Source organism: Sinobaca qinghaiensis (genome assembly GCF_003610495.1).
In the GTDB taxonomy this organism is placed as follows: Bacteria; Bacillota; Bacilli; order Bacillales; family Marinococcaceae; genus Sinobaca; species Sinobaca qinghaiensis.
Genome location: NZ_RAPK01000011.1, coordinates 86,076 through 112,089 on the forward strand (window position 1 = coordinate 86,076; position 26,014 = coordinate 112,089).

Annotated in this window: 29 protein-coding genes and 1 riboswitch; of the genes, 8 read left to right on the forward strand and 21 right to left on the reverse strand. The window is 46.6% G+C overall.

What is annotated here, in order from left to right; translation table 11 throughout:
• Positions 1-6: 6 nt before the first annotated feature.
• From ATL39_RS14385 to hxlR, 7 genes are all read right to left on the reverse strand, one after another.
• Complete coding sequence (locus tag ATL39_RS14385) at positions 7-381, reverse strand: hypothetical protein (RefSeq protein WP_120194067.1); 375 nt, start codon at positions 379-381, stop codon at positions 7-9.
• Positions 378-914, reverse strand: a complete 537-nt coding sequence (locus ATL39_RS14390) for an acyl-CoA thioesterase (RefSeq protein ID WP_120194068.1) — start codon at positions 912-914, stop codon at positions 378-380. The genes ATL39_RS14385 and ATL39_RS14390 overlap by 4 nt, the downstream gene beginning before the upstream one ends.
• 170 nt (positions 915-1,084) lie before the next feature.
• A complete protein-coding gene (gene cidR, locus ATL39_RS14400; protein ID WP_120194070.1) occupies positions 1,085-1,981 on the reverse strand; it encodes a cidABC operon transcriptional activator CidR in 897 nt (298 codons plus the stop codon).
• 14 nt (positions 1,982-1,995) lie between these two features.
• Positions 1,996-2,820, reverse strand: a complete 825-nt coding sequence (yidA, locus tag ATL39_RS14405; RefSeq protein ID WP_120194071.1) for a sugar-phosphatase — start codon at positions 2,818-2,820, stop codon at positions 1,996-1,998.
• 115 nt (positions 2,821-2,935) lie between these two features.
• The gene (locus ATL39_RS14410) at positions 2,936-3,970 is read right to left on the reverse strand and encodes a zinc-binding dehydrogenase (protein ID WP_120194072.1); all 1,035 of its coding nucleotides are present in this window, start codon (positions 3,968-3,970) and stop codon (positions 2,936-2,938) included.
• 184 nt (positions 3,971-4,154) lie between these two features.
• On the reverse strand, positions 4,155-4,889 hold the full coding sequence (locus ATL39_RS14415) for a MerR family transcriptional regulator (RefSeq protein ID WP_120194073.1): 735 nt from the start codon (positions 4,887-4,889) through the stop codon (positions 4,155-4,157).
• Positions 4,890-4,994: 105 nt separating this feature from the next.
• Entirely contained in the window at positions 4,995-5,363 is a 369-nt protein-coding gene (gene hxlR, locus ATL39_RS14420; protein WP_120194074.1) for a transcriptional activator HxlR, read from the reverse strand.
• A 169-nt stretch (positions 5,364-5,532) separates the two neighbouring features.
• Here hxlR and ATL39_RS14425 point away from each other — a divergent pair, with 169 nt between their 5' ends.
• Complete coding sequence (locus ATL39_RS14425; RefSeq protein ID WP_120194075.1) at positions 5,533-6,699, forward strand: iron-containing alcohol dehydrogenase; 1,167 nt, start codon at positions 5,533-5,535, stop codon at positions 6,697-6,699.
• A 92-nt stretch (positions 6,700-6,791) separates the two neighbouring features.
• Here the strand turns inward: ATL39_RS14425 and ATL39_RS17645 are convergent, their stop codons facing one another.
• The 3 genes from ATL39_RS17645 to ATL39_RS14435 form a co-directional block, all read right to left on the reverse strand.
• A complete protein-coding gene (locus ATL39_RS17645) occupies positions 6,792-6,926 on the reverse strand; it encodes a hypothetical protein (protein WP_256497873.1) in 135 nt (44 codons plus the stop codon).
• 77 nt (positions 6,927-7,003) lie between these two features.
• Positions 7,004-7,888: an L-serine ammonia-lyase, iron-sulfur-dependent, subunit alpha gene (gene sdaAA, locus ATL39_RS14430; RefSeq protein ID WP_120194331.1), complete on the reverse strand. Its 885-nt coding sequence runs from the start codon at positions 7,886-7,888 to the stop codon at positions 7,004-7,006.
• Complete coding sequence (locus ATL39_RS14435; RefSeq protein WP_120194076.1) at positions 7,888-8,394, reverse strand: serine dehydratase beta chain; 507 nt, start codon at positions 8,392-8,394, stop codon at positions 7,888-7,890. Before ATL39_RS14435 ends, sdaAA begins: the two co-directional genes overlap by 1 nt.
• Positions 8,395-8,575: 181 nt before the next feature.
• A riboswitch (glycine riboswitch) is annotated at positions 8,576-8,682 on the reverse strand.
• A gap of 140 nt (positions 8,683-8,822) precedes the next feature.
• On the opposite strand from ATL39_RS14435, the gene ATL39_RS14440 reads away from it, so the two are divergent.
• Entirely contained in the window at positions 8,823-9,788 is a 966-nt protein-coding gene (locus tag ATL39_RS14440; RefSeq protein ID WP_170146943.1) for an iron-hydroxamate ABC transporter substrate-binding protein, read from the forward strand.
• Here ATL39_RS14440 and ATL39_RS14445 read toward each other — a convergent pair.
• Positions 9,772-10,371, reverse strand: a complete 600-nt coding sequence (locus ATL39_RS14445; RefSeq protein WP_120194078.1) for a class I SAM-dependent methyltransferase — start codon at positions 10,369-10,371, stop codon at positions 9,772-9,774. The genes ATL39_RS14440 and ATL39_RS14445 overlap by 17 nt on opposite strands.
• Before the next feature lie 53 nt (positions 10,372-10,424).
• A complete protein-coding gene (locus ATL39_RS17475; RefSeq protein ID WP_170146944.1) occupies positions 10,425-10,589 on the reverse strand; it encodes a hypothetical protein in 165 nt (54 codons plus the stop codon).
• A gap of 216 nt (positions 10,590-10,805) precedes the next feature.
• Here ATL39_RS17475 and ATL39_RS14450 point away from each other — a divergent pair, with 216 nt between their 5' ends.
• Entirely contained in the window at positions 10,806-12,554 is a 1,749-nt protein-coding gene (locus ATL39_RS14450) for a bifunctional diguanylate cyclase/phosphodiesterase (RefSeq protein ID WP_120194079.1), read from the forward strand.
• Positions 12,555-12,608: 54 nt separating this feature from the next.
• On the opposite strand, the gene ATL39_RS14455 is transcribed toward ATL39_RS14450, so the two are convergent.
• Positions 12,609-12,920: a TIGR04104 family putative zinc finger protein gene (locus ATL39_RS14455; RefSeq protein WP_120194080.1), complete on the reverse strand. Its 312-nt coding sequence runs from the start codon at positions 12,918-12,920 to the stop codon at positions 12,609-12,611.
• A 181-nt stretch (positions 12,921-13,101) separates the two neighbouring features.
• On the opposite strand from ATL39_RS14455, the gene ATL39_RS14460 reads away from it, so the two are divergent.
• Positions 13,102-13,815, forward strand: a complete 714-nt coding sequence (locus ATL39_RS14460) for a hypothetical protein (protein WP_120194081.1) — start codon at positions 13,102-13,104, stop codon at positions 13,813-13,815.
• A gap of 52 nt (positions 13,816-13,867) precedes the next feature.
• Here the strand turns inward: ATL39_RS14460 and ATL39_RS14465 are convergent, their stop codons facing one another.
• Complete coding sequence (locus ATL39_RS14465; protein WP_120194082.1) at positions 13,868-14,821, reverse strand: calcium/sodium antiporter; 954 nt, start codon at positions 14,819-14,821, stop codon at positions 13,868-13,870.
• 211 nt (positions 14,822-15,032) lie between these two features.
• Between ATL39_RS14465 and ATL39_RS14470 the strand changes: the two genes are divergently transcribed.
• The gene (locus tag ATL39_RS14470) at positions 15,033-15,305 is read left to right on the forward strand and encodes a hypothetical protein (protein WP_120194083.1); all 273 of its coding nucleotides are present in this window, start codon (positions 15,033-15,035) and stop codon (positions 15,303-15,305) included.
• A gap of 109 nt (positions 15,306-15,414) precedes the next feature.
• Positions 15,415-15,756, forward strand: coding sequence for a hypothetical protein (locus tag ATL39_RS14475; RefSeq protein WP_120194084.1), 342 nt, complete (start codon positions 15,415-15,417; stop codon positions 15,754-15,756).
• 218 nt (positions 15,757-15,974) lie between these two features.
• Here the strand turns inward: ATL39_RS14475 and ATL39_RS14480 are convergent, their stop codons facing one another.
• From ATL39_RS14480 to ATL39_RS14500, 5 genes are all read right to left on the reverse strand, one after another.
• Positions 15,975-16,862 carry a universal stress protein gene (locus tag ATL39_RS14480; RefSeq protein WP_120194085.1) on the reverse strand — a complete coding sequence of 296 codons (888 nt, stop codon included), beginning with the start codon at positions 16,860-16,862 and terminating at the stop codon, positions 15,975-15,977.
• A 217-nt stretch (positions 16,863-17,079) separates the two neighbouring features.
• Positions 17,080-18,033, reverse strand: coding sequence for a ribose-phosphate diphosphokinase (locus tag ATL39_RS14485; protein ID WP_120194086.1), 954 nt, complete (start codon positions 18,031-18,033; stop codon positions 17,080-17,082).
• Between the two features lie 106 nt (positions 18,034-18,139).
• Positions 18,140-19,978: a UbiD family decarboxylase gene (locus tag ATL39_RS14490; protein ID WP_120194087.1), complete on the reverse strand. Its 1,839-nt coding sequence runs from the start codon at positions 19,976-19,978 to the stop codon at positions 18,140-18,142.
• 143 nt (positions 19,979-20,121) lie between these two features.
• The gene (locus ATL39_RS14495; RefSeq protein ID WP_120194088.1) at positions 20,122-20,568 is read right to left on the reverse strand and encodes a universal stress protein; all 447 of its coding nucleotides are present in this window, start codon (positions 20,566-20,568) and stop codon (positions 20,122-20,124) included.
• 12 nt (positions 20,569-20,580) lie between these two features.
• Positions 20,581-21,489 (reverse strand): universal stress protein, encoded by a 909-nt coding sequence (locus ATL39_RS14500; RefSeq protein WP_120194089.1) that lies wholly within the window; start codon positions 21,487-21,489, stop codon positions 20,581-20,583.
• 182 nt (positions 21,490-21,671) lie between these two features.
• Between ATL39_RS14500 and ATL39_RS14505 the strand changes: the two genes are divergently transcribed.
• On the forward strand, positions 21,672-22,766 hold the full coding sequence (locus ATL39_RS14505; RefSeq protein ID WP_170146945.1) for a CapA family protein: 1,095 nt from the start codon (positions 21,672-21,674) through the stop codon (positions 22,764-22,766).
• Here the strand turns inward: ATL39_RS14505 and ATL39_RS14510 are convergent.
• Positions 22,753-23,223 (reverse strand): universal stress protein, encoded by a 471-nt coding sequence (locus ATL39_RS14510; RefSeq protein WP_120194091.1) that lies wholly within the window; start codon positions 23,221-23,223, stop codon positions 22,753-22,755. The genes ATL39_RS14505 and ATL39_RS14510 overlap by 14 nt on opposite strands.
• Positions 23,224-23,487: 264 nt before the next feature.
• Here ATL39_RS14510 and ATL39_RS14515 point away from each other — a divergent pair, with 264 nt between their 5' ends.
• Positions 23,488-24,387 carry a YsnF/AvaK domain-containing protein gene (locus tag ATL39_RS14515; protein WP_120194092.1) on the forward strand — a complete coding sequence of 300 codons (900 nt, stop codon included), beginning with the start codon at positions 23,488-23,490 and terminating at the stop codon, positions 24,385-24,387.
• A 64-nt stretch (positions 24,388-24,451) separates the two neighbouring features.
• On the opposite strand, the gene ATL39_RS14520 is transcribed toward ATL39_RS14515, so the two are convergent.
• Positions 24,452-25,705, reverse strand: a complete 1,254-nt coding sequence (locus tag ATL39_RS14520; RefSeq protein ID WP_120194093.1) for a Glu/Leu/Phe/Val family dehydrogenase — start codon at positions 25,703-25,705, stop codon at positions 24,452-24,454.
• Positions 25,706-26,014 lie beyond the last annotated feature (309 nt).

Below are 26,014 nucleotides of genomic sequence, written 5' to 3' on the forward strand. Positions count from 1 at the left end.
TTTCTTTTATTTAATAAACGTGGATCCTTGAATCATTTCCGGCCGGGCACCGATCACCATCAAGGACAGCTTCGAGCACCCAACGTGATCGTTTGCCTTGAGAAGCGCTGACAATTCCGGGAAGTCACTGCGCATTTGCAGCTGGCGTACTTCTTCCATATACAGAGCCAGAACCGACTCTTTCATAAAGGCCGGCGCGTCTTCTTCAGCCGCCTGTCCGGTGAGCAGTCCGCCGAGATAGCTGTAGCGGACCTGAAGCTGGCGGGTGAGGCTGACGACATGATGAAACTGTTCATATAAGGCCGGGTGCTTTTGCTTCAGTTCGTTTAAGTCTTCTTTAGCCTGCTGTATATCATGCAGGCCGGGCATCGATTGCATCATGACGTTACCGCTCCTTTTTCCCATGGTTTTTCCAGGGCAATAATATTGTTAAGCTCTTTGCTCTGCATCCGGCGCACATGCCGCTGTTCGGCACGCTCTTTTCCGGATTCATACAAAAACGTCTCTTCCTCTGTCTCCGGCAGAATCCCCGGCACCGGAAGCGGCTTTTTGTGCTCATCCAGCGCTACAAACGTTAAAAAAGCAGTAGCTGCCATCCGCCGCTCTCCGGTCATCATATCTTCAGCTATTACCTTGCAGAATATTTCCATTGATTTACTGCCGGTGTAAGAGACAAAGGATTCCACACAGACCGAATCCGATTGGGTAATTGGATACAGAAAATCAATTGAATCGGTAGAGGCAGTTACGCATTCTTTCACCCGGGCATGGCGTCTCGCCGACAGGGTGGCATTGTTATCCAGTTTTTTCATTAACACTCCGCCAAACAGGGTGTTGTAGTTATTTAAATCATTAATCATTACCTGGTCGGTATTTACAATCAGGCTTTCTCTCGGATGTTTCGCGTGCATCATAACGATTGTTCCCTTCTTTCCTCTGCGTCTGTTTCCAGTGTAAAAGCCGCAGCTGCAAAAGAAAAATGGATATTTCTTATGTTCAGCATAGATACTGTCTATGAGATGGTTTTCATTCCTGCTGAATACGTCCCCGCTCTCTTAACAGCGGCACAAAAAAAAGACGCCTTCTAGGTAGAGGGCGTCTCCATCATTAACCGCTCCTGTGTGAAACGGAGCCATTCTTTTGTCGCAAAGGATACGTAGCTGTGTTTGCGCCAGATAATCGCAAGATCCCACTCCAGCATCGGCTTGACCACTTTGATCGTGCATAAGTCCTCCTGCAGCAGCCGGGACACGCTGTGGGGCAGAATCGAGATACCGAGACGGGAGGCAATCATTTTACCGATAAAATCCCACTGTGTGCTCTCAGACACCACTTTTGGAAGAAATCCTGCTTCCCGGCAGGCATCGGTAATCCTATCATTTAAGGCAAAATCCTTATTAAACAATATCAGCTGTTCCCGCTCGAGCTCCTCCATCCGCACCTGTTTACGCGAGGCAAGCGGATGCGCGGGAGGCACTACTACCTTTAAATCTTCTCTCATAAACGAAAAGGAATGAAATTCCTCTGCATTGGTCGGAAGCACGGTAATCCCAACATCAAGCAGATCCCCGCGGATATCCTCTTCGATCTTTTTGGTGCCGTTTTCCTGAAGCTGAAACGTAATATTGGGATAAAGCTGGTGAAATTCCCCAAGAATTTTAATAAACCGATCGGCATCCATAATCGGCGGCAGTCCGATGCGGATATGCCCCTTCTGCAGCCCCATTAAATCGTTGAGCTCGGTCTGCAGGCTGTCGAAGGCGCGGTTGATCGTTTCTGCCTGCCCTAGAATCAGCCGGCCGGCATCGGTGAGCACGAGCTGCTTGTGCGACCGGTCAAACAGCTCCGCGCCGAGGTCGGTCTCCAGGTTTTTTATCATTTTGCTGATGGTCGGCTGTGTGATAAATAAATGCTCCGCGGCTTTTGTGAAGCTTTGAAAACGGGAAACTTCAATAAAGTATTTCAAATGGCGGATATCCATACGACCGCCTCCTTTTATGACGATGGATGCTTGGCGAGTACGAGTTTTTGAATAGCATCCGCGACGCCGTGGGCGTTATTGGAGAGCGTTTCGTAGTCCGCGTGCTGCTTGATGACAGGAATGGCATTTTCCATGGCCACGCCGCAGCCGGCGTACTGAATCATCGACAGATCATTGCCGTTATCCCCAATACACATGACTTGCTCCCGGGTAATGTCAAGACTTTCGGCCAGCTGCTGTACCGCACTGCCTTTGCTTGCCTGCGGATGCAGAATTTCAAAAAAGTAAGGCGCGCTCTGGACCATAGTGTACTTCTGTTTCAGCGAATCCGGCACGGCTGCAATAACCTCACTCAATTTTTCCGGGTCATGAATGAACATAACCTTTGGAAAGAGCGTCCCTTTTGGCATTTCCTCTACTTTTCGGTAGCTGAGCGGAAGCTGGGTCAGGTGAGCTTCCAGTATCGTATACCGGCTGATGTCTTTATTAGGCGTATAAACCTGCTCAGAATCAAAATAATGCATCGGCGTGTCCAGCTCGCGGCTTACTTCATACAGCTCCTCGAGGTTTTCATGAGTCAGCGACAGCTCGTTGACGACGCGGCCGGTATGCGTATCCTGAACGAGCGCCCCGTTGTAGGCAATAACGTAGTCCCCTTCGTCTGTAAGCCCGAGTTCATCCAAATAACGATGTACGCCGCCAATCGGGCGTCCGGTGCAGAGAACAATGTGGGATCCTTTGGAGCGGGCTTCGAGCAGTGTCTCCCGCACCTCCGGTGTAATCTCATGCTGATCGTTCAGCAGCGTTCCATCCATATCAATAGCAATTAATTTGTACATGGGAAATCTCCTATCCTGTTTCTCTATTTTTCTCTCTATCAGCATAGCGCGTTTAAGCAATGAAATCTATCCCGTCTCCGGAAAAACATCCCGGTCTTCAGAGGAAAGCCTTTGTTTATGGAAGCAGGACTACTTTTCCCAGTTTGCCGGCTTTTTTAAAATACGTCTGCGCTTTTCCTGCCTCTTCTAATGGAAAAGTACAGTCGATCACCGGTTTTATTTTACCAGCAGCGACCGCTTGAAGCAGGCGTTTGAATTCGGCCCGCGTTCCCAGCACAGAACCGTAAAGCGTAATATGCTTTAAATACAGGAGCCGGAAATCAAGCTCTGTCTTCTGGCCGCCCGCTGATCCGGACGTGCAGAATTTCCCGCCTTTCTTCAGCACCTGAAGAGAGACGGCAAACAGCGCATCTCCTACGATATCCAATACAGCATCCACCGGTCCTCCGTTAACGCTTTCTATTTCTTCAGCAAGGTCTGCTGATTTATAGGATAAGACATGGGAGGCACCCAGCTCCTTTAGTTTAGCCTCCAGCTGCAGATCTCCCACAATCGCAATGACCTCCGCCCCAAACACCTTTGCGGCAATTTGAACATTCAAGGAGCCGACGCCGCCGTTTGCGCCGGTTACGACTACCGTTTCGCCGGGCTGAATGCGAATCTGCTTGGCCATATGCCAGGCTGTTAAACCGCTCACTGTAAAAACCGCACTTTCGGTATAATCCGGAAGCGGCATGTCAAAACATAAGTGAGCCGGCCACACTACGTATTCTGCGTAGCCGCCGTCATATTCCGATCCTATAAAAGACATATCTTCTGAAATATGTTCAGCTCCTTCTTTTCCACTGGACGTAAATGGAAAAAGAACGACACTTCTGCCAAGCATGGATTCCTCTACAGCGCTTCCCAGCTTTACTACCTCTCCTGTTATATCAGAACCTGGGATACGGGGGAAATGAACGCCTTCCGGCCGCCATCCGGATTTTGAACCCGTTCCGTATGCTCCTTCTCTCATCCAAATTTCTGTATTATTAATGGCGCACGCCTTGACCCGGATTAACACTTCCTTCTCTTTTGGCTCCGGTACGGCCCGGTCCACTATGTCTAATTTATCCACATCCCCATAGCCTGTTACTTGTACAGCTTTCATAAACCCCTCACCTCTCCTGCAGGAACACCTCCATCCCTCGGGACGTCCCTTTACTGTTAAAACGATGCACTCCTGGCACTAAAGACGTTATCTTTATCATCATAGCGTGTTAAAGGGCCGAAATCCATCCCGTTTTCAGAAAAAAGCACCGCTCCAGAGGGAGCAGTGCACTGTGGCTTGCGGGTTAAGAAGAAAGCCGGGCGTTTCCGTATATCCGCATCGCTTCTTGCATAAATACAGCCAGTCCGTCCCCAAACTGATCAATGTTTTTAGTAAAACGCTCGTCTTCTGTATACATGCGGCCTAAGCTGATAAACACTTCCGGCGGATATTCCCCGATCGTCTGCAGCAGGTCGTACCAGTGGCCGATTCTTTGCTGCACCTCGTCAGATCCCGGGTCTTCCCGACGCACTTCTGCCAGGCTCCGGTAGATGTCGTTAAACCGCTCCTGTTCGTTCTCGCTCCACTGATTGACGTTCCGATTAACGGCGTTAACTTTTTCTCTGCCCCAGCGCTTCTGTGCTTCTTTTTCATATGGGTTGGTTGAAAAATCAAACCCTTTAAATTTATCTGGGTTGTTCATCGTCTTCTCTCCTTTATGGTGACGTATCGTCCGGTCAATCGTGCGGATCATCTCCTCAATCTGCTGCTGTCTGGCGCGCAGCCTTTCTTTATGGCCGGCAAGCATAGATACCTGTTCCTCTGTTGTCAAGGCGGGCATGGTTTTAATAGTGGCCAGCGGGACTCCAGCATCCCGCAGAAGCAGAATCTGCTGGAGACGATCCATCTCATCATCATTGTAAAGCCGGTAGCCCGATTCTGTGCGTATCGAAGGCACCAGCAGGCCGATGTCATCGTAATGGTGAAGCGTGCGCACGCTGATTCCGGCAGCTTCTGCCGCTTCCTTAATCTGGAGCATCCTCTTCTTCCTCCTTCCTGTCTTTACTATAAGGTCTGACGCAGCGTGAGGGTCAAGGGCTGCAGATAAAAAACTCCCTTCCGGGTACTCGGACGGGAGTTGTGTTTATTTTACGTGGGCCTGGATCGTTTCTTCATCCATCTTAAGTACATCAGTCATATAGCCTCTGCCCCAGTCATACATTACATCCAAAATAGGAATTAAGGTTTCGCCGTGGCTCGTGAGGGAATACTCTACTTTAGGCGGAACGACCGGATATACTTCCCGGTGCACGATCTGGTCTTCTTCGAGTTCTCTGAGCTGGGTAACAAGCATACGCTGCGTAATGCCTGGAATCATGGCTTTCAGCTCACCGAACCGTTTGGTGCCCTCTTTTCCCAGATGCCAGATGATCAGCATTTTCCATTTGCCGCCGATTATGGACAGGGTTAGTTCTTTTTCACAGTTGTACACTTTCTCATCAAATCTACTCATGTTCTTTATCCCCTTTACAGGCTGATATGGCCCAATAGTATACTTTTTATCACTATGTGTGGTAAATGTGGGTACTTACATTATCTGCTTGTACGAAGTATACTTGATTTTGTGCCTGGGGTAAAGAACCTCTCACACTTTTTCAAACAATCAACTGGAGGTTTTACCTATGAATAGATTTACCATACCAAGAGATATTTATTTCGGAGAAGACGCACTGGGCGTACTCGAAACACTTGAAGGCAAAAAAGCCATCCTCGTTATCGGCGGCGGCTCTGCCAAGAAAAACGGCACGCTGGATGCCATCGAGCAGAAACTTGCTAAAGCATCAATTGAGACAAAAGTAATCGAAGGTATATCCGATGAACCAACAACGCAGAAAATCAGCGAAAGTGCTTCCGTTCTGGAATCATTCCAGCCGGACTGGGTAATTGGTATCGGCGGCGGCTCTGTTATGGACGCAGCCAAAGCGATGTGGGTCTTCTATGAGCACCCGGAGCTTACGTTTGAAGATGCAACAAAACCTTTCGAACTTCCCCGCCTTCGCGGCAAAGCGAAATTTATCGGCATTCCAACAACAAGCGGAAGTGCTTCTGAGATTTCCAACTTGTCTGTTGTCACCGATGCGGAAACAAATATTAAATATCCAATGGCTGACTTTGAACTGACGCCGGACATTGCGATCATTGATCCGATGACGGTAGATCAAATGCCAAAAGACGTAACGGCCAACACAGGCATGGATGCCGTAACGCACTGCATTGAAGCATATGTAGCGAAGCCGCACACGGTGTTTACCGATGCATTGGCTTTGGAAGGCGCAGAAATCTTGAAAAATGACCTGCTCCGCTCGTATGACGGCAATAAAGAAGCCCGTGAACAGGTACACTATGCACAGGCAATGGCCGGTATGGCATTTGCCAACGCTGTTCTTGGTAACGCGCACAGCCTGGCTCACAAAAGCGGTCCAACATTCGGCATTGCCCACGGCCTTGCTAATGCGATCTACCTGCCGTACGTAATGCAGTTCAACCGTTCTGTTTCAGCTGACCGCTTTGCTGTGATTGCAAAACGTCTCGGCCTGAACGGTACGACATCTGAAGAGCTGACCGATTCGTTGATCGAATGGGTTCGCGATTTGAACGTACAGATGGAAATCCCTTCTACCCTGCAAAAATGGGGACTTGATGAAGAAACGTTCACTTCTCACGTAGCGGATATGGCGAAAAATGCGGTCGAAGATCCATGTACCGGCACGAATCCTCGTGAAACATCTGAAGCACAGATGAAAAAATTATACGAAGCTGCTTATTACGGACAAGACGTCACGTTCTAAGACTGCTTACCTCAAAAAGCCCGTTCCCTCTACTGAGAGGAAGCGGGCTTTTTTTACTGAAAAAAAAACAGCGTATTTTGGAAATCTCGTATTCAGCGGATTCTGCGGGTGCGCATCCGTCCCCGGCTTTTATGCCGTTTTTTTGCATTTTTGCTGCGCTCGATCCGGTGCATCGACACGCCAACGAGCAGGGCGCCAATAATTGATAACCATAAAATCAGATCCATAGCCATCCTCCTTTGCAAAACGAACTCATATAGGTGTTATCATATCATAGAAAAGAAGGCATTTCTCTAATCCTCTGTTAAAAAGAACAAGGTCTGGCCGCCATCGCCGCTGACGCTTTCTGTCCGGCAGGGGTTACCGCATGTCCGCCTTTGGATGTTTCTTTTAGAGCAGACGGCATGCTGCTTCCGATGCGATGCATGGTATCAATCACTTCGTCACAGGGTATCCGGCTTTGTATGCCGGCCAATGCCATATCAGCGGCGCTGAAGGCAATAGAGGTACCAATAACATTTCGTTTGACGCACGGCACTTCCACCAGGCCGGCTAACGGGTCACATACAAGTCCAAGCAGGGATTTCATTGCAATGGCTGTCGCATCGGAAGCCTGAGCGGGCGAGCCGCCTTTTATTTCAACAATCGTTCCGGCCGCCATCACTGCGGCTGAACCAATCTCCGCCTGACACCCGCCGGCCGCACCGGATATCATCGCGTGATTGGCAAACACATAGCCAATGGCACTGGCGGAAAATAACCCCATTACCAGGGCATCTTCAGAGACCTGATGATTGTGAGCCAATGACAAAAGCACCCCGGGAAGAATACCGGCTGACTCTGCGGTAGGTGTAGCAACGATCACTTCCATGCGGGCATTGCTCTCTGAGACAGCCATTGCAAACAGCATCGCGTCACTGATTAATGTACCGGATAACGGTGTGCCCTGTTGAACATAGGTGTTCATACGGAAGGCATCCCCGCTCGAGAGGCCGCTTTCGGATTCACAGGTATTGGCTTTCCCCTTCTCTACAGCCTGCTTCATTACCTGCAGCCGTTCTTTCATCTGCAGACGGACTGCTTCCTCTGCTCTGCCGGACCGACTGACTTCCCGGGCAAGCATCCATTCACCTATCGAACTGTTTCCTGCCTCTGTTGCATCAACTATATCCTTCATTCGTTCTTTCATCATGAATATCTGCCCTCCCTGTTTTTAGAGCCGGCTGCAATTTGCTTTATTTCTGCATCAGCTGCAATTGCAATACGTACCGGTTCATTATTGAGCGAGCGGATCTCTGCCAGTCCTCCGCCGATAGAAGCTCCTTCCACTACTATTACGGTTTGTCCAGATAAGTGCGCTTTAATAACAGCGGTGTTTGGATGACCTCTCCATCCCACGTCAGTCATGGGATTTAACATGGTATTCATTTTCTTTTTCTTCGCTTCTTCCTGAGACTCACGTATGCCATGTGATCGAGCATCCATACCCAGCAGTCCGCCAACAATTGCTTTATCAGTACCATGCCCTTGAAATGTATCGGCAAAAGAACCATATAAAGTGATTTCTGCCCATTCCGGTACGTCCCCCAGCCATTCATAAATGAATCGTCCAATCGAAACCGCACCTGCCGTATGGGAACTGGACGGTCCTACCATAATTGGTCCGATAATATCAAAACAACTGTCAAAACTCATTAAACCCACGCCCCTTATTGGATTGATGGATTTTCTCCCTTCCAGTAATGCTTCACCGCGCAAAAAAGGGACAGAGAAAAGCCAGAATTTCTTCTGCCTTTTCTCTGTCCCTTTTACCTGAGAGATTTGCTTCAAACAAGGAAGCTCCCCTTTGGCGGCCCATAGGTTCTCTCCAGAGTTGCATCCAGCAGCGGTCAGTTGTACCTGAGAGTTTAGCCGCCAAGGCTTTTTTGGCGAATTGCTCCTTCGGTGCCGGATGCATAAACCGGTCTCTCCCCCTGCTGTCATTTGCCGAACTTATTTTTTCTTTGAATATGCAGCTGTATTCTCTTAAAGTCAACTTCCTATTACAGCTGGACAAATAAAAATATTCCTGCTATGTTTTAAATGATAATGATTTTCAATATCAATAAAGGGTGTGCATGTATATGTTGAAGAAATGGACAACAGCTCCTGGTTTTCTTCTCTGTCTTGCGTTTTTTCTTTCCGCCTGCGGAAGCAGCTCTGAGGGAAACAGCGATGCCGGAGAAAACGAACAGGCAGAAGAATCCGGCAGTGACACGAGAACCGTTACCGCTGAAAATGGTGAAGTAGAAATTCCGGCGGATCCAGAGCGCGTTATCGCTTTGCAGTTTGCCGGTGACCTGCTCGCTTTAGGTATTGAGCCCATAGGCGTGGATTCTACGATAAAAAACAATTCCGAGCAGCTGGAAGAGGAACTGGCTGATGCGGAAGATGTAGGAGATCCGTCCGTCGAAAAGGTCCTGGAAATGGAACCGGATCTTATTGTAGCCCCTACATATTTAGAGGAAAATGTTATCAGTCAGCTCGAACAAATTGCTCCAACGGTCACTGCCCCATGGGCGGAGATGGATGCAAAGGAAGAAGTGGCATATTTCGGTGAGATGCTAGGTCGTGAAGAAGAGGCAGATGAATGGATTGCTTCCTACGAACAGCAGGCCGAAGACGCAAAGGAACAAATCAGCGGTATTATCGAATCCGGTGAAACCGTAGGAGTCTACGAATTATCTGCGAAGGAAATATACGTCCACACCACCCCGGGACGCGGCTCCTATAATTTATACGAAACCCTGGATCTGCCCGCTCCTGACCTTGTTCAGGAGGAAGTACTGGATCCCGGCGAACAGTTCGCAGCGCTTTCCCTGGAAACATTGCCTGACTATGCTGCGGACCATATGTTTGTCACTGTGTACGAGGAAGGCGGCGTAGAAGAAGCAGAACAATTAATGGAGAGCTCCATTTGGAAAAGCCTGCCTGCTTATCAAAACGACCAAATATATATGGTGCCGCTGGAGAAATTCTGGTTCAATGACGGCGTTTCGCTGGAAAGACAGCTTGATATTCAGGTGGAGGAGCTTACTTCAGGGGAGTGACTCCGGGAGGTACATAGGCTTCTATAATGAGAAACAGCCCGCCGTATAATGAACGGACCTGCTGGATGCGAAGCGGACTTTCTTCCACCAGCTGCCTTGTCGGCCGGTTTAACTGACAGCCTTCTGCTGCCAGCTGCCATGCTGGTGCCAGAAAATCCTGGAGCGCCGCCGCTTTTGGGTGATGATCCATTCGGACATGTTCAAATAACTGAATGCGTCCTCCGGGTTTAACGACTCTTGCAGTTTCGCTGAGAGCAAGTGCAGGATCCGGAATTGTACAGAACGCAAGAAAGGCGGCAGCTTCATCAAACGTATTATCAGGAAAAGGAATGCATTCAGCAGAAGCTTCCGCCCAGTATAGTGTCCCCCGCTTCTTCTTGCGGGAAATACGTTTAATTTTAGCGGCATCCGGCTCCAGCATGGTGACACTTTCCGCCTGCTGATAGTAAGGTATCGAGGCTCCCGTGCCGGAGCCGATATCGAGCACGTGTCCTTTAACAGATTCAAGCATCCCGCGGCGTATCTGCTTAAAGCGGCTGTGTTCGAGTGGTGCCATCAGCATATCGTAAATACAGCCTTTCATTTTCTTTTCCTCCAGACAAAACCGGTTCTCTAGAAAGAGGACCGGTTTTTTATTTATGAGTCTTCAGCGCCTGCTGCGTTTTCTTTTGGACGCTTCCGTTTTATATCGATAATGCGTCCGCCGGCAAAGCCTTCGTTAATCATGCGGTCGATTTCAAGTTCATATTCTTTTATTTCATCACGAACGATACCCTTTTTCTCTTTTTCAGGAGCAGTCATCTTTGCCACCTCCCTTCTTGAAAAAACGGCTCACCTGAAAACAAATCAGGTACATTTTCTTGCTTCTATTATATCATAATCCTATGTATAAGGTCGTTTTCTCCCCTTTATTTTGTTCACTGTGATAGGATAAGTAGAGAAGGCTATACAAATTATGGCAGTAATATAATATTGTATCCATATCTGAGGTAATTTAGATTTTAAGGAGAAACGATAATGCTTTATACCGAAATAAACTATACAGATAAGCTCGATCATATTGTGTCGGAAGCAATTGATTATTTAAGCGCTTCTCTGCAGGCAAATACAATATTTTTTTCCACCACCAATGGAACCGTTAATACAATACGCCGCGTGTTTAATCGCAGGCATAAATTGCTAAAAGAAGGCGAAATCCGGGATTACCGGCATGAGTTCTGTCAGGTGGTTACGAAGAGTGAAGAAAACCCGCTCGTTATTAATGATTTAAGTCTTCACCCGCTTACTAAAGGCCATCCGGTTACCCGAATGGTGGGGACCGGCTCTTTAATGGGAGTTCCTATTTATACAGAAGACAACGAAATTGTAGGGAGCCTCTGCGTTCTGGATCTCGATCCGTATCATTTTGCGGAGGAAGATGTCCGGCTGATGAAAATGCTTGGGTTTATTATTAATCAAAGCCTGATGCTTGAAGAAGCTTTAATAACAGACAGGCTGACGGGTTTATATAATCGTTCTTATATCTTTGATCATTTTCCGTGTTATAGTACCACTCATTCCCGGATAGCGGTTCTTTATTTGGATTTTGACTACTTTAAAGAGATAAACGACATATACGGACACGCCGCCGGAGACAAAGCACTTCAGTCAATCAGCCGATGTCTAACCACTTATCTTCCCTCGCATAGCACGGTTGCCAGAATCGGAGGCGATGAATTTGTTGTGCTGCTTCCCCAGGAAAACACACCTCTTACTCAAGCTTATATCCGCGATATTTTCGATCATATTTATAGAGAATGCCATAACGAGGGCATGATTATTGAAGGAGATAAAATATTTTTTACGTTCAGTGCGGGTGTCAGCATGTATCCGGAAGATGGCAATGTCATGGAAGAGCTTTTGAATAAAGCTGATATGGCTATGTATGGGGCGAAAGATAAAGGCAAAAACCGGGTGGAATTTTATAAAGAGGAAATACTGGGAACCTACACAAGAAACTTCTTAATAAAAAACGAGCTGAAGCAGGCCGTGCAAAAAGAACAGTTCCACCTCATGTTTCAGCCGTTAATTGAACTGGGAACAAACCGGATAATAGGTGCCGAATCCCTGCTCCGCTGGACGCACCCTTATTTAGGAGTTGTCTCTCCCTTTGAATTTATCCCTATCGCAGAAAATGCCGGTCTGATGAGAGACATTGGCAGCTGGGTGCTGGAAGAAAGCTTTCGGTTGACCGGGGACTGGATAAAATCACGGAAAGATGATTTTCAACTGGCGGTAAATATTTCTCCGCAGCAGTTTGAGGACAGGCAGATGGCTGAAAATATCATTGCGCTTCTTCACGATTATCAAATTCCGCCCTCCCAGCTTAACATTGAAATTACCGAGGGCATGATTATCCGCCGGGAACAGCAGTCACTTGATCTACTGCGTACGCTGAAACAAGAAGGCGTTCAAATCGCACTCGATGATTTCGGTACAGGGTATTCTTCTCTTTCATATTTGGCTTCATTTCCAGTGGACATGATCAAAATTGATAAATCTTTGACTATGAACCTGGATGCAGCCTCTAACAAAAAAATTATCGAAGCGATTATTCGGTTAGCGGAATCAATGGATATTGTACCGCTGGCAGAAGGTATTGAAACACAAGAACAGCTGGCCTTTTTAAAAGAAAACGCCTGTTTGTTTGGCCAGGGCTATTATTTTGACAAACCGATGCTGCCCGAAGCGTTTGCCTCTAAGTATTTACAGGGAGATATTGTATAATCCTACCCTCTCATTCATCAAACAGCCGCGCAGGTATCCTCTGCGCGGCTGTTTTTATAAAGGGGACTCCTTATAGCTGCTGAGACGAAGAGCAAAAGGGAAAATCAAAAAGACCAGGACATAACTTACTGTTATTACGCCGGCCACTTGTACAAATGATAGATGAAGAAATAAAAATACCAGCAGGCTGGCTGCTGCCAAAAAATACAATAAGGCAAAACGGATCATCGAGGTGAACGTCGGATACTGGGTTTCCCCGCATAAAGGACAATTCCACTGATTTCCCGAATGACTTAGGTTGGCAAGGGTCTGCTTGTAGTTCCATTTTCGGCGGCAGTTTGTGCATGTGGGCATGCATGTGGGCATAAAAGACCCTCCTCTGCGTTTAGAACTTTTTTACATATTTAGTATATCGTACTAAAAACGCATCGTACAGCCATTGTTCTATGCAGATTTTTTAGAAAAAGGGACTTCCTTCTTGTTTTTTATGGAAGGGGATATGCTATATTTAATTGGCTGTATAAAAAAAAGGAGACGACATCCAAATATGATTACGATAGATTCTATAATTATTGGGATTGGCTTTTTACTGATTCAGCTGTTTGCGAGCCAGATTATCTCCAAAACAAAACTATCTACATCCCGCTGGCTTTCGCTGTGTGGTGGTGTAGCGATTGCCTATGTATTTGTTTATATTCTGCCTACCCTTCATGATGAGCAGAATAAACTGGGCGGTGAAGCCCCTCTCGGCTCAGAGCTGTATGTTTTGGGTCTGCTGGGCCTGCTCGTCTATTTCACGATTTACAAATTAGCGGATTACCGTAAAGATGAAGAACATGGTGCGACCCGTTTTTATTTTGTGGAAGCAGGGTTTTTCGCAGCTTATACCTTTATGGTAACCTACATTGTTGTTTCGTCTGATGTGAAAACAGTTGAAGCTTTGTTTTACGGAACCGCTATCGGTCTTCATTTTATCGGCATCTCTTATAACCTATCGCTGGAGAACAAACCGCTTCATCTTCGGTACGGGCGGTTCATCCTGGCAGCCGCAACGATCGGAGGCTGTGCTGCCGGCGTGTTTGGCCCTTCTACCGGGCTTTACGTGGATTCGATGATTGCTTTTACGTCCGGTGCCATGATTTTTAATGTGATCAGCAAGGAAATGCCATCGGAGAAGCATACACATCTTTATATTTTTCTCGGTGCAGCGGTCGTATACGCAGCCACCATTACAATCTTAAGCTCGATATTAAGCTGGTAATAAAAAACCAACCCCGTCCGCTCTTTTCAGGAGCTGTCGGGGTTGGTTTTGTCTAATTTCGAATAATAATATAAATCATGTATAAAATATAAACTACAGCAAGCGTGACTCCTTCTCTTCGTCCAATCGTGTAGCTCGTTCTGGAGAATACGAGCAGGACCACGGTCAAAACAATCATTAGAATGATATCAAAAAATACTTTGCTGTCAACTGCAAGCGGAGATACAGCAGAGGCGGCACCAAGGACAAAAAAGATATTAAATATATTACTGCCCACGATATTACCGATTGCTATTCCGCCCTCCTTTTTGATGGCGGCTGTTATAGAAGTAATCAGCTCCGGCAGAGAGGTTCCAATTGCGACAATCGTCAGACCAACGAGGGTCGTGCTCATCCCAAAGGAAACCGCAATTTCTGATGCACTCCCCACGACCAGGTCGCCTCCGAAAATAATAGCGGCCAGTCCCAGGATGGTAAGGAATATATATTTCCCCCATACTTTGCCGTCTGTCGTTTCCTGCGCGGTCTGTGCGCTGCGGTCTCTTCTTGCTACTTCAAAGATATAATATAAAAATACCGCAAAGAAAAGCAATAAGACAAAACCGTCACTGCGTGTAATAATGTTGGTGCTTGCTGTCTGCAGCACAGCATCACTCATTAAAATCAATAAAGCGATTCCTGCCAGCAGGGTAAACGGAATTTCTTTACGAATCGTTTCTGTCTCTACTTTTAATGGAGCGATCAGCGCAGTCAGGCCGATAACGAATGTAATATTGAAAATATTACTGCCTACTACGTTTCCAAGCGCTACTCCTGCATTGTCCTCCAGAGCGGCCGTTATACTGACTGTAGCTTCCGGAGAGCTTGTTCCAAATGCCACAATCGTCAGACCGACAAGCAGCGGGCTGACCTGTAGATTTTCCGCTATGCGCGAGGCCCCTTTGACAAAATAATCCGCCCCTTTAATTAATAAAGCAAACCCTACTAATAGCAATACATAAGTCACCGGGCATTCCCTCACTCTTTTTTATTTGCATGCTTTTCTTTTAAGAAAATGCACTGCTTTCTTCTATACCTGTTCATTTATCCTGTGAAACTGTCGATTCTGTCTGCTGACTGCTGCTATGAAAAAAGGAAAAGCAAAAACTTGAAAATAATCATCACAACCCCTATCATAAAAAATAGTTTATACTTCATGCGAAAGGGTGTGCTCCCTTATGTTATTTTCATCCACCTTATCGGAAACACAGATGGGAAAATTAAAGAAAGCACTCGGATTGGATCATCATCATGTTCCTGTACAAAATTTTTATTATGGATCCGCTGCTGATGAAGACTGGCGCGATTTAATTCGAAAAGGATTTGCCCATCAGGAAGATCCACATTATCCCTCTAAAGAAAATATGACTATTTACTTTGTATCGTTTGAAGCTATCCTGCCGGTAAGCGGGCAGGTAATGACACCCAAAGAATACTATTATTTGAAGTGAAAGCAGCCCGGGCTTTTTATGCCCTGCTGCTTTTTTTAATAATCCCATGTTTACATGAAGCGTAATTCGGAAATGGCTACAGTAGCACACAATTAGAAGGGTGAGATATATGAGTTTACAAGTAATTATCAGCAAAACAAATGAAGAAATTGAAGTACGTTCTGTAGAAGGACAGCAGGACATTTACGACATCGCGGGAAACGAAGCGATTACGCTCGAAATGATCCCGGAACTTGATATTTATGCACTTGTTACAGAAGGCCAATATGAAGAAGCCGATTATAAAATGAAATCTAAAGATTTTGGAGACTTAACGAACAAGTACTCCCTAAAAGGCACATCCGTGCTGTTGGCATTGGATTCCAAAGGCAATTACAGTTCATTAACTGATATGCAGGTAGAAGCGGTCCGCCAGCTTCAGGAAGAACAAGGTGGATTAATTAATAAATAAAACAGAGCGCTCCCTATACGGGAGCGTTTTTTTTGTTGTTTGTATATTATTGTCCGCCTGCTCAAGCGCAGTGAATATGTAATACTGATTCTACATCACGTTCCTCCTTATTTTCTATTATATAAAATAAATTCTTTAGTTACCTGATTATATGAATATTTACACAAAATATACTTATTTATGTAAAAGGGAATCACCACACGTAATTCCCTTTTTTTCTATTGGTGATTACGAATGATTAACACATCACACGCTGCCCGCCTGGCAATTCCCTCGGAAACACTGCCAAGAAAAAACCGCTCGGTGCTGCTTAAACCAGAGGCCCCTACAATAATTAAGTCCACATGATGCCTATGCGCCGTTTCTTTTGGAAGAATGAGTTTAGGCGATCCCGCCTGAAGGGATAGAACCAGCTTGTCATCCTCCATTCCTTCTTCTTTAGCCATTCTGCTGTACTCATTAATAAGTTTTTCTCCGTTCTCTTTAAATGTTTCGAGTATATGATCACGGTAATGGTCAGCGCTCGATACCATCGGTGTGTGCATAGCATGCGCAATAACGACGGAGGCTCCGGACTTTTTTGCCATAGCAATTCCTTTTTTAAAAGCATCGAGACCCGTATCTGAGCCATCTACTGGTATCATAATCGTTTGATACTTTCTCTCCGGATTATCCCGTACGATAAGAACATCACATGAGGCGTGTCTTGCTATACCACCCGAAACACTTCCAACAATGAATTTTTCGAATGTGCCGGCGCCTGATGCTCCTGACACAATTAAATCAGCAGCAAATTCCGCCGCTATTTCTTTAGGGATTTTTGATTTTGGCATACCCTGCTGCATAGAAATGCTTACACTGCTTACTCCGGATTTTTCTGCAATTTCCTTGCATTCATCGAGAATAACCTGGCCTTTTTCTTCAGCTGCCGGCAGCACGTAAGGTGAATAAAGCTGCATCCGGCTGTAGTTGCGATAATCTACCACGTGTGTAATAACCAGTCTGCTTTCGTTGGTTTTTGCAAGCTCAATACTTCTTTTTAAAGCGAAGTGGGATTCCTCAGATCCGTCTGCCGCAACCAGTATGGTTTTATACCGTGTCTTCATTATTTCCCCTGCCCTCTCTCGTGGATTTATTACGTTTAGTATATACCAGTTTTTTTGACATGAACGTGATGCATATCACACTAACTAGAGTATGTTTATTTTGTTGCTTTTTTGATGTTTTTGTTAAATGTTTAATTTTTAAAAATAATATGGTATGTGAAATTATATATCTACTCCTATTAAAACCGCAGGCATAACCTGCGGTTTTAACTAATAATCAGCGTTTAAAAAGCTTATCTACAGACTGCCTGTTATGCACGCGGCTGATCGCTTCTGCGAAAAAAGGTGCCGCTGATAATACTTTCATATTCTTGCCCTGTTTTTCTTCTGGGATTTGAATGGTATCCGTTACGACCATCTCTTCTATTGGAGCCTGTTCGATCAGTTCGACCGCGTTTCCTGAAAGCACTGCATGGGTGCAGCAGGCATAAATTGTTTCGGTGCCGCTGTCTTTGAGCGCCTGGGCGGCTGAGGCAATCGTTTTGCCGGTATCTATTAAATCATCAATAATAATGGCATTTTTGCCTGCCGTGTCACCAATAATGTTTACAATTTCTGATTCACGCGGGCCTGTCTGCCTTTTGTCTATAAAGGCTATCGGCATACCGAGAATGTCTGCTAATTCCCGGGCAGCCTTCACTCCTCCATTGTTCGGAGCAACTATGACTCCATTTTCAATTTTCTTTTCCGCAAAATACTTGGACAGTATAGGCATTCCGAGCAGATGATCTACCGCTATATCAAAAAATCCCTGAATCTGCGGAGCATGAAGATCCATCGTGATTACCCGGGTTGCTCCCGCTGCCTGAAGCAGGTTAGCTATCAGCTTTGCCGTGATGGGCTCCCTTGAACGTGCCTTCCGATCCTGCCGGGAATAGCCGAAATAAGGAATTACCAAATTAATCCGCTTGGCGGACGCCCGCTTTAATGCATCAATCATGATTAACAGTTCCATTAAGTGGTCACTGCTTGGATGAGCAATGGACTGAACAACATAAATCTCACCGCCGCGCACGCTCTCTTCCACGTTCACTTTAACTTCTCCATCGCTGAAGCGCTGGACGTTGCTTCCTCCGAGCTCACTTCCTAGGTGACGGACAATGTCTTTTGTGAGCGGCTCATTGGAGCTGAGCGTAAACATTTTAAATCTGTCATTAACCGTAAACGTCATGTGGATGATACCCCTCTCTGTAATCTGCTGGGGTTATTGCCTTTTTTAAGAAAATAACCGCGCCCGGACGTTTCCGGGCTTATTCTTATCTGCGTTTTCTATTTTATCACTTTTGCGGGGAAATGTGGCTTAAACTTCCGCCATCTTTAAACAATCGATCGACATGCTTCTCTACTTCAGGGTCAGCAATAAGCGGCGGCGCATGATGCGGCTTGATTCTCGCATCTATAATCATATTGTCGCAGCCCCAGTGCTTATGATCGTAAAAGCTGTTTACCCCATGAATATCGTGGGACGGATTGCTTCTCGTAAACACAGCCCACATGAAATTGGAGATGGTTTCACTAATAAACGTGCTGTCATCACAGAGAATAATGATTGGACAATCCGGCATTTTTCCGTTTTTCAGCAGGCTTTGGCTTAATTCAGCCGTTTCCTTTTCCGCCTCTTCATACGTCGTGAATTCCGGTCCCTGTACGGCAGTCATTCCAGGCATCACCAGGCGTGCATTATGAAAGGTATCGATCTGTTCAAAATGAACGGGCACCGTTTGACAGAGCTCTCTTCTTTTATCTCCATACGCAGCAATGACGACTTTGCTGCCGCTGTTTAATCCGGTACCGGAATAGTCGAGCGTATCGATCGTCGTATTGGTGTAAAAATGCAGGTCACGGTGCAGATCAAGACGTTCCATAATATACGTTAGAAATTCCACTTCTTTATGAGTATCGAGCGTTTTCTCCTGCTCTGCTGTAATAAAAAGAAACTTAGCGAGGCTTACGTGGCCGGTTCCCAGAATCCGGTTGGCAATCGTGAGCAGTTCGGCCGGGCGCTGTACATCCTGAAAAGGCGTATAACGTTCGCTTCCAATGGCAAACAGCAGCGGGTGCACTCCTGCCGCATCAACGGCGTTTACTTCTTTCACGCCGGGGATTTCCTCTTTTAAGGCATCGCCGGTCAGCTTATGAATCAGGTCGCCAAACGCCGTGTCTTCCTGCGGCGGACGGCCAACGACCGTCAGCGGCCAGATTGCCTGCTGCTTGGCATATACTTTATGCACACGCATCATCGGAAACTCATGTACCAGGCTGTAGTAGCCCAGATGATCGCCAAAGGGTCCTTCCGGCTTGGTTTCCTGCGGGTGCAGCTCTCCGGTAATCACAAAATCAGCATCAAGGCTGATACAGTATCCGTCTGCATACGTATAACGGAAACGGCGTCCGGCCAGAAGACCGGCAAATGTCATTTCGCTTAATCCTTCCGGCAGCGGCATGACGGCGGAGAGCGTATGGGAAGGCGGTCCTCCTATAAAAATACTTACTTTTAACGGCCGGCCGAGGCGGTTGGCTTTTTCCTGGTGCACCCCGATGCCCCTGTGAATCTGATAGTGCATACCGATTTCTTTATTTGTTTCAAAATCATTGCCGTCCAGCTGTACCCGGTACATGCCGAGGTTACTATTCATAATACCCGGCTTTTCCGGATCCTCTGAGTAAACCTGGGGAAGCGTAACAAAAGCTCCGCCGTCATCCGGCCAATGTTTAATTAACGGCAGGTCTTCAATACGAATTTCGTCAAATCCATCTACTTCTTTTTCCTTTTTCTTCATGGGGAGCGCTTTGGAACCGGCCACGCCGGAGCTGAAGTTTTTTATCGGCTGCTTTAATGCAGCTACCGGATCGCTGCGCAGGGAAATCAGACGCTGCGTTGTTTCCAGCGTGTTCCGGAAAATAAATTCACTTCTTTCCAAATCGCCGAATAAGTTGGATACAGCCCGGTATTTTGATCCTTTTACATTTTCAAATAGTAAAGCAGGACCGCCTGCCGCGTTTACACGCATATGTATGGATGCAAGCTCCAGATGGGGATCCACTTCTTCTTTAATCCGGATGAGGCGTCCATTCTTTTCTAAATCGTTAATACAGTCTTCCAGGGTTGGATACATAAGTCACGTCTCCTATTTGTATGATTAGTTCTGATTATACCTGTCTTACCGGACACTGTCTTTGATTTAGATGGGAAAGCGTGCTTTGTTCATTGATTTGTCATATAAAAAAGCCGCCGGCATTTACTGCCGGCAGCGCTGATTTATTGTTTGTCTGCACGGACAATCAGTACATCGCAGGCCGCTCTTCTTGTTATTTGTTCGGAGACACTTCCAAGGACAAACCGCTCGACTGCTCCCATCCCGGCAGCCCCAGCTACAATCAAATCAACATGGTATTTCCCTGCAATACTTTTGGGGATTTTTGATTTCGGGGAACCGTGCTCCATAATCGTAATGATTTTTACTTTTCCTTCCTTCTCCGCCTCGGCTTTATACTCATTTAAAAGGTTCTGCGAGTATTCTTCCAGTCCTTTTACAAACGACGTGTTGTAGTGTTCCATGCCCGCGTACGAGGTGGTATCTACAACGTGACAGATCAGCAGTTCAGCACCCTCGCGTTCAGCCAGCCGTCTGGCTTTTTGAAACGCCGCTTTGGATTCGCTGGATCCATCTACCGCTGCCAGGATTCGTTTGTATATCTGTGTCATATAGAGTCCCCCTTATAGTGTTGTTTCCTCCTGCACCGGCTGCCTTACAACGAGCACATCGCATCCCGCTCTTCTAGTAATGCCTTCCGATACGCTGCCCAGGAAAAACCGCTCTCTGCTGCGCAGTCCTGACGCCCCGGATACAATAAGATCAGCATGATGTCTGGGTGCGACGCTTCTTGCTAGTACCATCTTCGGAGCCCCATGTTCTACTTCCACCCTGACTGGAGAAATCCCTTCGCTTTCTGCCTCCTGCTTATACTCGGTAAGCATTTTCCAGCCGGCGTCTTCCATAGACTGCAGTGCCTCCTTGCTGTTTTTTGTCACGTTTGACAGCATTCTTTTATTGATAACGTGGGCGATCGTTAATTCAGCTTTTTCCAATTTAGCCAGGTGAATGGTTTTTTTGAAGGCACGATGCGCCGATTCAGAGCCGTCTACCGCCAGGAGGATGGACACATATGGGTAGCCGTCCGCTTTTTTCCTGACGATCAGCACGTCACTCGTGGCATGTCTGGCAATACCTGCCGATACGCTTCCAATAACAAACTTCTCTACTGTGCCCGCTCCTGATGCGCCTGCCACTATTAAATCCGCCTTCTGTGCTGCTGCTATTTCTTTAGGAATAAGAACCTTGGGATTTCCCCGGTCGAGAATGGTTTCGATATTAGTAAGTCCGGCATCCATCATGTCGCTTTCCATGTCATGGAGCAGCTCTTTGCCCCGCTCCTCTGCCTCTTTAAAAAAATCAACGGGAAACGTCTGGACTCCGGCGTAGGCGGCTTCATCTACGACGTGTGTAATAATCAGCTTCGCGTCATTGTTCATTTTTGCGATTTCACTTGCTTTGCGAAGCGCGTTTTTGGACTCCGAGGAGTCATCCACCGCTACTAATATGCGTTCGTAAGCTGTTTTCATCATGTATCCTCCTCATAATAGGTTTTTAAATAATGTATCGTATGGCAGTGTATCCATAGGTTTGTCACAGGTACTTCAGCACAGGCATTTCAGCATATATTCCTTTATACTGTCGACATATTGATTCCTTCTTTTGACAAAAGATCCTTATGTTTACCATCACTACACAGCCAGGAGGCTTTTCATTGAAGTATTTATTTTCTTTATTAGGAGCTGGGCTTCTTTTAACTGCAGCGGGGTGCGGCAGCAATACTGCGGATCCCTCTGATCAAAAAGTTCCTTCCATTCCGGCTGAAAAAACAGCAAATGCGCTGGAAGCCGTACCGGAAGCCAGTCCTTTTACAATCGCTTTTGCCGGAGACACGATGTTTGACTGGGACCTGCGGCCGGTTCTCGACGAGCGGGGCTATGATTATCCATTTGAGTACGTACATAACGAATTTGAAAAGGCCGATTACAGCATGGTGAACCTGGAGAGCACCATCACGGAGCGGGAAACAAAAACCGACGGCCAGCTGTTCTGGATTAAAAGCAGGCTCGAATCTCTGGATGCATTAAAAGGCGCCCACGTTGATATGGTTAATCTCGGCAACAATCATATGATGGACTATGGCGAGCAGGGCCTGCTGGACACGATAGATGCCCTGGAAACGAAAGAAATTGCTTATATCGGTGCCGGAAGTTCCAGTGAAGAAGCTTATGAAGCAGAAGTAGTCGAAATTAACGGCAGCACGGTCGCTTTTCTGTCTTTCACACGTTTTTTCCCCGATTTCAGCTGGACGGCCCAGCCCGGAAAGCCCGGCGTTACGAATGGCTACGACCTTGATCACGTGATCGAAACCATTCAGGCGCACGAGGAGTCCGTTGATGCCGATCATCTGGTCGTTAATTTTCACTGGGGAGTTGAAAAAACCAGCGCACCGGCGGCTTATCAGCATGAATATGTGGAGCGCATCGTAGACGAAACGGGTACCGACGCCATTGTAGGTGCACATCCGCACTGGCTGCAGGGATTTGAGTTTTATGACGGCGTTCCCATTGCCTATTCGCTTGGGAATTTTCTTTTTCCGGACTACGTGAGCGGCCATTCTGCCGAAACAGGCGTACTCCATTTAACCTTTACAGAAGAAGAAACAAGTCTTGCTTTCGCCCCCTATCAAATTAAAAACAACCAAATTACACCGGTCGAAGGCCAGGAAAAACAACAGATGTTTCAATACCTTGAAGATATTTCTATAAATGCTGAAGTAGATGAAAATGGATACGTTACGGAGTCATAGCCAGGGCTTCTTCGTATCCTTTCTTTTTGCGTACAATCAGCACATCACATGAAGCTCTTCTCACAATGTGCTCCGACACGCTTCCAAGAATAAGCCTTTCCACAGCGCCCGTTCCGGCCGCACCGGCGATAATCAGGTCCACGTTAAACTTAGGAGCTGCTGATTTTGGGATTTTCACCCGTGGAGATCCGAATTCCAGGCTGGTGGTAACCTTTTTAACCCCCGCTTCCTGCGCCTGGGTTTTGTATTCTGCTAAAAGCGTTTTGGCATATTTTTCAAAACCTGCAAAGATAGCCGGGCTGTACTCAATTCCTGTGTAGGAGCGTTCGTCTACTACCGTGCAGATAATAAGCTCTGCTCCTTCTTTTCCTGCCAGGCTGACTGCCTTTCTAAATGCATAGTATCCTTCCTCTGATCCGTCTACTGCTGCAAGGATGGTGTGATAAATAGCGCTCATATACGGTCCCCCTTTTCTGTCATTAGGACTGATGTTCTTCCTTTATTATAATGGGTTTCGCTTTCCGGCAATGTGATGTAAATCACTCATTGATTGGCTTCCTGCCGCTTCTGCAGAAAAGATATCGAATATGGGACTATATGTTCAACTATGGCGGATATAGGTTTGATAACGGCAGGAAATGGCAATCCCACTACTATATCCTTTCGTTTATGACGTTAAAGGGTAAAAGGATTATGCACGATATAATAAGGAGGCACTATCATGACAGCAGCTGTGCACGGAGTATACGAGAACAGTCAGCAGGCAGCCGAAGCCATAGCCGCTTTAAAGCAGGAAGGCGTCCTTTCTGACAATATTTCCATCGTCTTAAATGATGAAAATGAAGGCAGTTTCATTTCGAAAGAAACCGGCGTTCAGGCAAATGTGGAACAAACGCAGGAAAAAGAAAACACCAGCTTTATGGATGGTTTAAAAAATATGTTCAAAGGCAGTTCTTCTGATACCGATTCAACGACGCATACAAGTGCCACGCTTCAGGAGCTGGGGCTGTCCGAAGCAGAAGCCGATTCACATGCTTCTGCTGTAGAAAAGGGAAGTGTTATTGTTCTCACCCATTCTTTAGACACGGCTCCCATCGACGAGCAGGAAGTACCTCCTCCCGGCAATGAATATACAACGGCCGAACCGGATAAAGCTCCTACCGCACAAAACGAATCCACCGAGGAGCAGGTCATGCCGCTTCGCGAAGAACAATTGGACGTTACGAAGAAAAAAGTGGATAAAGGAGAAGTCGGTGTTACTAAAGAGGTGGTAGAGGAAGAACAAACAGTCTCCGTACCGGTCCAGCGGGAAGAAGCTTTTATTGAAAAGCGCCCGGTCGACAGCAGCGAAACAGCACCACCCGGGGAAATAGGAGAAGACCACGATGAAGTTCGGATGCGCCTCACAGATGAGGAGGTTGAAATAAAAAAAACCTCGGTCGTTACCGATGAAGTTGTGGTAGGCAAAAGAAAAATCCAGGAAACCGAAGAAGAGACAGAACACGTAAAACGGGAAGAAGCCCGTATTAACGACGAAGGCCAAACAACAGAAAACGAAGACCCTTCCGTGCATCCTCTTTCGAATAAAAAAGGAAATGACAACGAAACAAAGAAATCATAAAAAGCAGCCCCGTGTCCTTTATAAGGATGCGGGGCTGCTTGTTTTTCGTGTAATAGTCAATCTGTTATGAAATATATCCTCTGTATTCCAGTGCCTGTTCCAGCTTCTGGAGTGCAAAGATCATCGCACCGTTTCGGTAGGTAGTTTGATAGGATGCAGCGGTTTCTTCGGTGTTTTCATAAGCCTCCAAAATAAACGTTTTCATCCGCTCGTTTATTTCGTCTTCTTCCCAGTAATAGTTCATGTGATTCTGCACCGATTCGAGATAAGACACGATGACTCCTCCGGCATTCACCAGAATATCCGGATAAACATGCTGGTCTTTCTCTTTTAACATATGGTCGGCTTCCGGAGTGGTCGGCCCGTTTGCCAGTTCCATAATATGCTTTGCTTTAATACGGGACGCATTGTTTTTCGTAATGACGCCTTCCATGGCCGCCGGGATTAAAATATCGGTATCCACATACAGAACGTCCTCACTGCTGTCGAGCATAAATGCTGCACCGTATTCTTTCAGTCCACTGTTTTCTTTTGCTTCCTGGGCTTTTGGAATATCGAGCCCTTCTTTATCGTACAGGGCCGTTTTAGAATCACTGACGCCGACAACCTTGAAACCTTTGTCATAGAGCAGGCGTGCTGCGATCTGACCGCCATTGCCAAAGCCCTGAACGGCTACCCGCGTATGTTCCGGAGCCTGTTTCATTTTCTCAAGCATCTGCTCTATAACATAAACGGCACCCTGCGCTGTAGCGGCGCCTCTCGCTTTTGAACCGCCGACTAAAGGTGGTTTTCCTGTGATAACACCCGCTTCATGCCTGCCGGCAATTCTTGAATACGTATCCATCATAATGCCCATCGTTTTTGGGTCCGTGTATACGTCAGGCGCCGGCACGTCGCGGCCCGCTCCGAACAAGTCGGAAAATGCTTCCATATAGCCCCGGCTTACTTCCCGCAGCTCCCGATCACTCAGCATCGATGGATCACACGCCACGCCGCCTTTTGCTCCACCGTGCGGAATCTGTACGAGAGCCGATTTAAACGTCATCCATGTGCCCAGAGCCTGTGATTCCTCAACGGTCATGGACGGATGAAACCGGATCCCGCCTTTGAATGGTCCCAGGAGATCATTATGCTGGGTCCGGTATCCTTTGAAAAGCTGCGTATGGCCATCGTCCATTTCGACGGGAAACGATACTTCTACTTTTCGTTTAGGGTGAGACAGCAGTGTCTGCACGCTGTCTTTTAGTTTCATTGTCCGGGATGCCTCTTCAATTTGTTCAAACACAACATCCAGCGGTCCCTGTTCTTTTTCTGTCATTAGTCTACTCTCCTTATTTCCTTCATGCCTCTGTTTCTTTATCTTGTGACAAAAGGTAATGAAATGGTAAAAGGTATTCTTTGTACTATTACCACTTTTCAGGGAAGGTTAATCTACTCCAGGCTGTTATTCCTTTTTTTCCAGCCGGTTAAGCTTCCAGTAAACCGGGATAAGTACAAGAATCAAAATCAAACCGTACAAGTATGCTTCCCAAAGAGATTCCGAAGTGATATTAATAAACGGCATGATGACAAATATTAATAAAAAGAAAAATATTCCCTGAAAAATAAGCAGGGACCTGCTGTATCT

Excerpts from the sequence above, each read along its gene's own strand:
- sdaAA (WP_120194331.1), bottom strand. The coding sequence starts at position 7,888 with ATGAAAGAACGAATGAAGGATATAGTTGATGCAACAGAGGCAGGAAAC.
- ATL39_RS14385 (WP_120194067.1), bottom strand. The coding sequence starts at position 381 with ATGATGCAATCGATGCCCGGCCTGCATGATATACAGCAGGCTAAAGAA.
- ATL39_RS14450 (WP_120194079.1), top strand. The coding sequence starts at position 10,806 with ATGCTTTATACCGAAATAAACTATACAGATAAGCTCGATCATATTGTG.
- ATL39_RS14520 (WP_120194093.1), bottom strand. The coding sequence starts at position 25,705 with ATGACAGAAAAAGAACAGGGACCGCTGGATGTTGTGTTTGAACAAATT.
- ATL39_RS14425 (WP_120194075.1), top strand. The coding sequence starts at position 5,533 with ATGAATAGATTTACCATACCAAGAGATATTTATTTCGGAGAAGACGCA.
- ATL39_RS14455 (WP_120194080.1), bottom strand. The coding sequence starts at position 12,920 with ATGCCCACATGCATGCCCACATGCACAAACTGCCGCCGAAAATGGAAC.
- ATL39_RS14475 (WP_120194084.1), top strand. The coding sequence starts at position 15,415 with ATGAGTTTACAAGTAATTATCAGCAAAACAAATGAAGAAATTGAAGTA.
- ATL39_RS14510 (WP_120194091.1), bottom strand. The coding sequence starts at position 23,223 with ATGAGCGCTATTTATCACACCATCCTTGCAGCAGTAGACGGATCAGAG.
- ATL39_RS14390 (WP_120194068.1), bottom strand. The coding sequence starts at position 914 with ATGATGCACGCGAAACATCCGAGAGAAAGCCTGATTGTAAATACCGAC.
- ATL39_RS14410 (WP_120194072.1), bottom strand. The coding sequence starts at position 3,970 with ATGAAAGCTGTACAAGTAACAGGCTATGGGGATGTGGATAAATTAGAC.
- ATL39_RS14440 (WP_170146943.1), top strand. The coding sequence starts at position 8,823 with ATGTTGAAGAAATGGACAACAGCTCCTGGTTTTCTTCTCTGTCTTGCG.
- ATL39_RS14435 (WP_120194076.1), bottom strand. The coding sequence starts at position 8,394 with ATGAGTTTTGACAGTTGTTTTGATATTATCGGACCAATTATGGTAGGA.
- ATL39_RS14495 (WP_120194088.1), bottom strand. The coding sequence starts at position 20,568 with ATGACACAGATATACAAACGAATCCTGGCAGCGGTAGATGGATCCAGC.
- ATL39_RS17645 (WP_256497873.1), bottom strand. The coding sequence starts at position 6,926 with ATGGATCTGATTTTATGGTTATCAATTATTGGCGCCCTGCTCGTTGGC.
- ATL39_RS14460 (WP_120194081.1), top strand. The coding sequence starts at position 13,102 with ATGATTACGATAGATTCTATAATTATTGGGATTGGCTTTTTACTGATT.
- ATL39_RS14445 (WP_120194078.1), bottom strand. The coding sequence starts at position 10,371 with ATGAAAGGCTGTATTTACGATATGCTGATGGCACCACTCGAACACAGC.
- ATL39_RS14490 (WP_120194087.1), bottom strand. The coding sequence starts at position 19,978 with ATGTATCCAACCCTGGAAGACTGTATTAACGATTTAGAAAAGAATGGA.
- ATL39_RS14515 (WP_120194092.1), top strand. The coding sequence starts at position 23,488 with ATGACAGCAGCTGTGCACGGAGTATACGAGAACAGTCAGCAGGCAGCC.
- ATL39_RS14480 (WP_120194085.1), bottom strand. The coding sequence starts at position 16,862 with ATGAAGACACGGTATAAAACCATACTGGTTGCGGCAGACGGATCTGAG.
- ATL39_RS14415 (WP_120194073.1), bottom strand. The coding sequence starts at position 4,889 with ATGCTCCAGATTAAGGAAGCGGCAGAAGCTGCCGGAATCAGCGTGCGC.
- yidA (WP_120194071.1), bottom strand. The coding sequence starts at position 2,820 with ATGTACAAATTAATTGCTATTGATATGGATGGAACGCTGCTGAACGAT.
- ATL39_RS17475 (WP_170146944.1), bottom strand. The coding sequence starts at position 10,589 with ATGACTGCTCCTGAAAAAGAGAAAAAGGGTATCGTTCGTGATGAAATA.
- hxlR (WP_120194074.1), bottom strand. The coding sequence starts at position 5,363 with ATGAGTAGATTTGATGAGAAAGTGTACAACTGTGAAAAAGAACTAACC.
- cidR (WP_120194070.1), bottom strand. The coding sequence starts at position 1,981 with ATGGATATCCGCCATTTGAAATACTTTATTGAAGTTTCCCGTTTTCAA.
- ATL39_RS14485 (WP_120194086.1), bottom strand. The coding sequence starts at position 18,033 with ATGACGTTTACGGTTAATGACAGATTTAAAATGTTTACGCTCAGCTCC.
- ATL39_RS14470 (WP_120194083.1), top strand. The coding sequence starts at position 15,033 with ATGTTATTTTCATCCACCTTATCGGAAACACAGATGGGAAAATTAAAG.
- ATL39_RS14500 (WP_120194089.1), bottom strand. The coding sequence starts at position 21,489 with ATGATGAAAACAGCTTACGAACGCATATTAGTAGCGGTGGATGACTCC.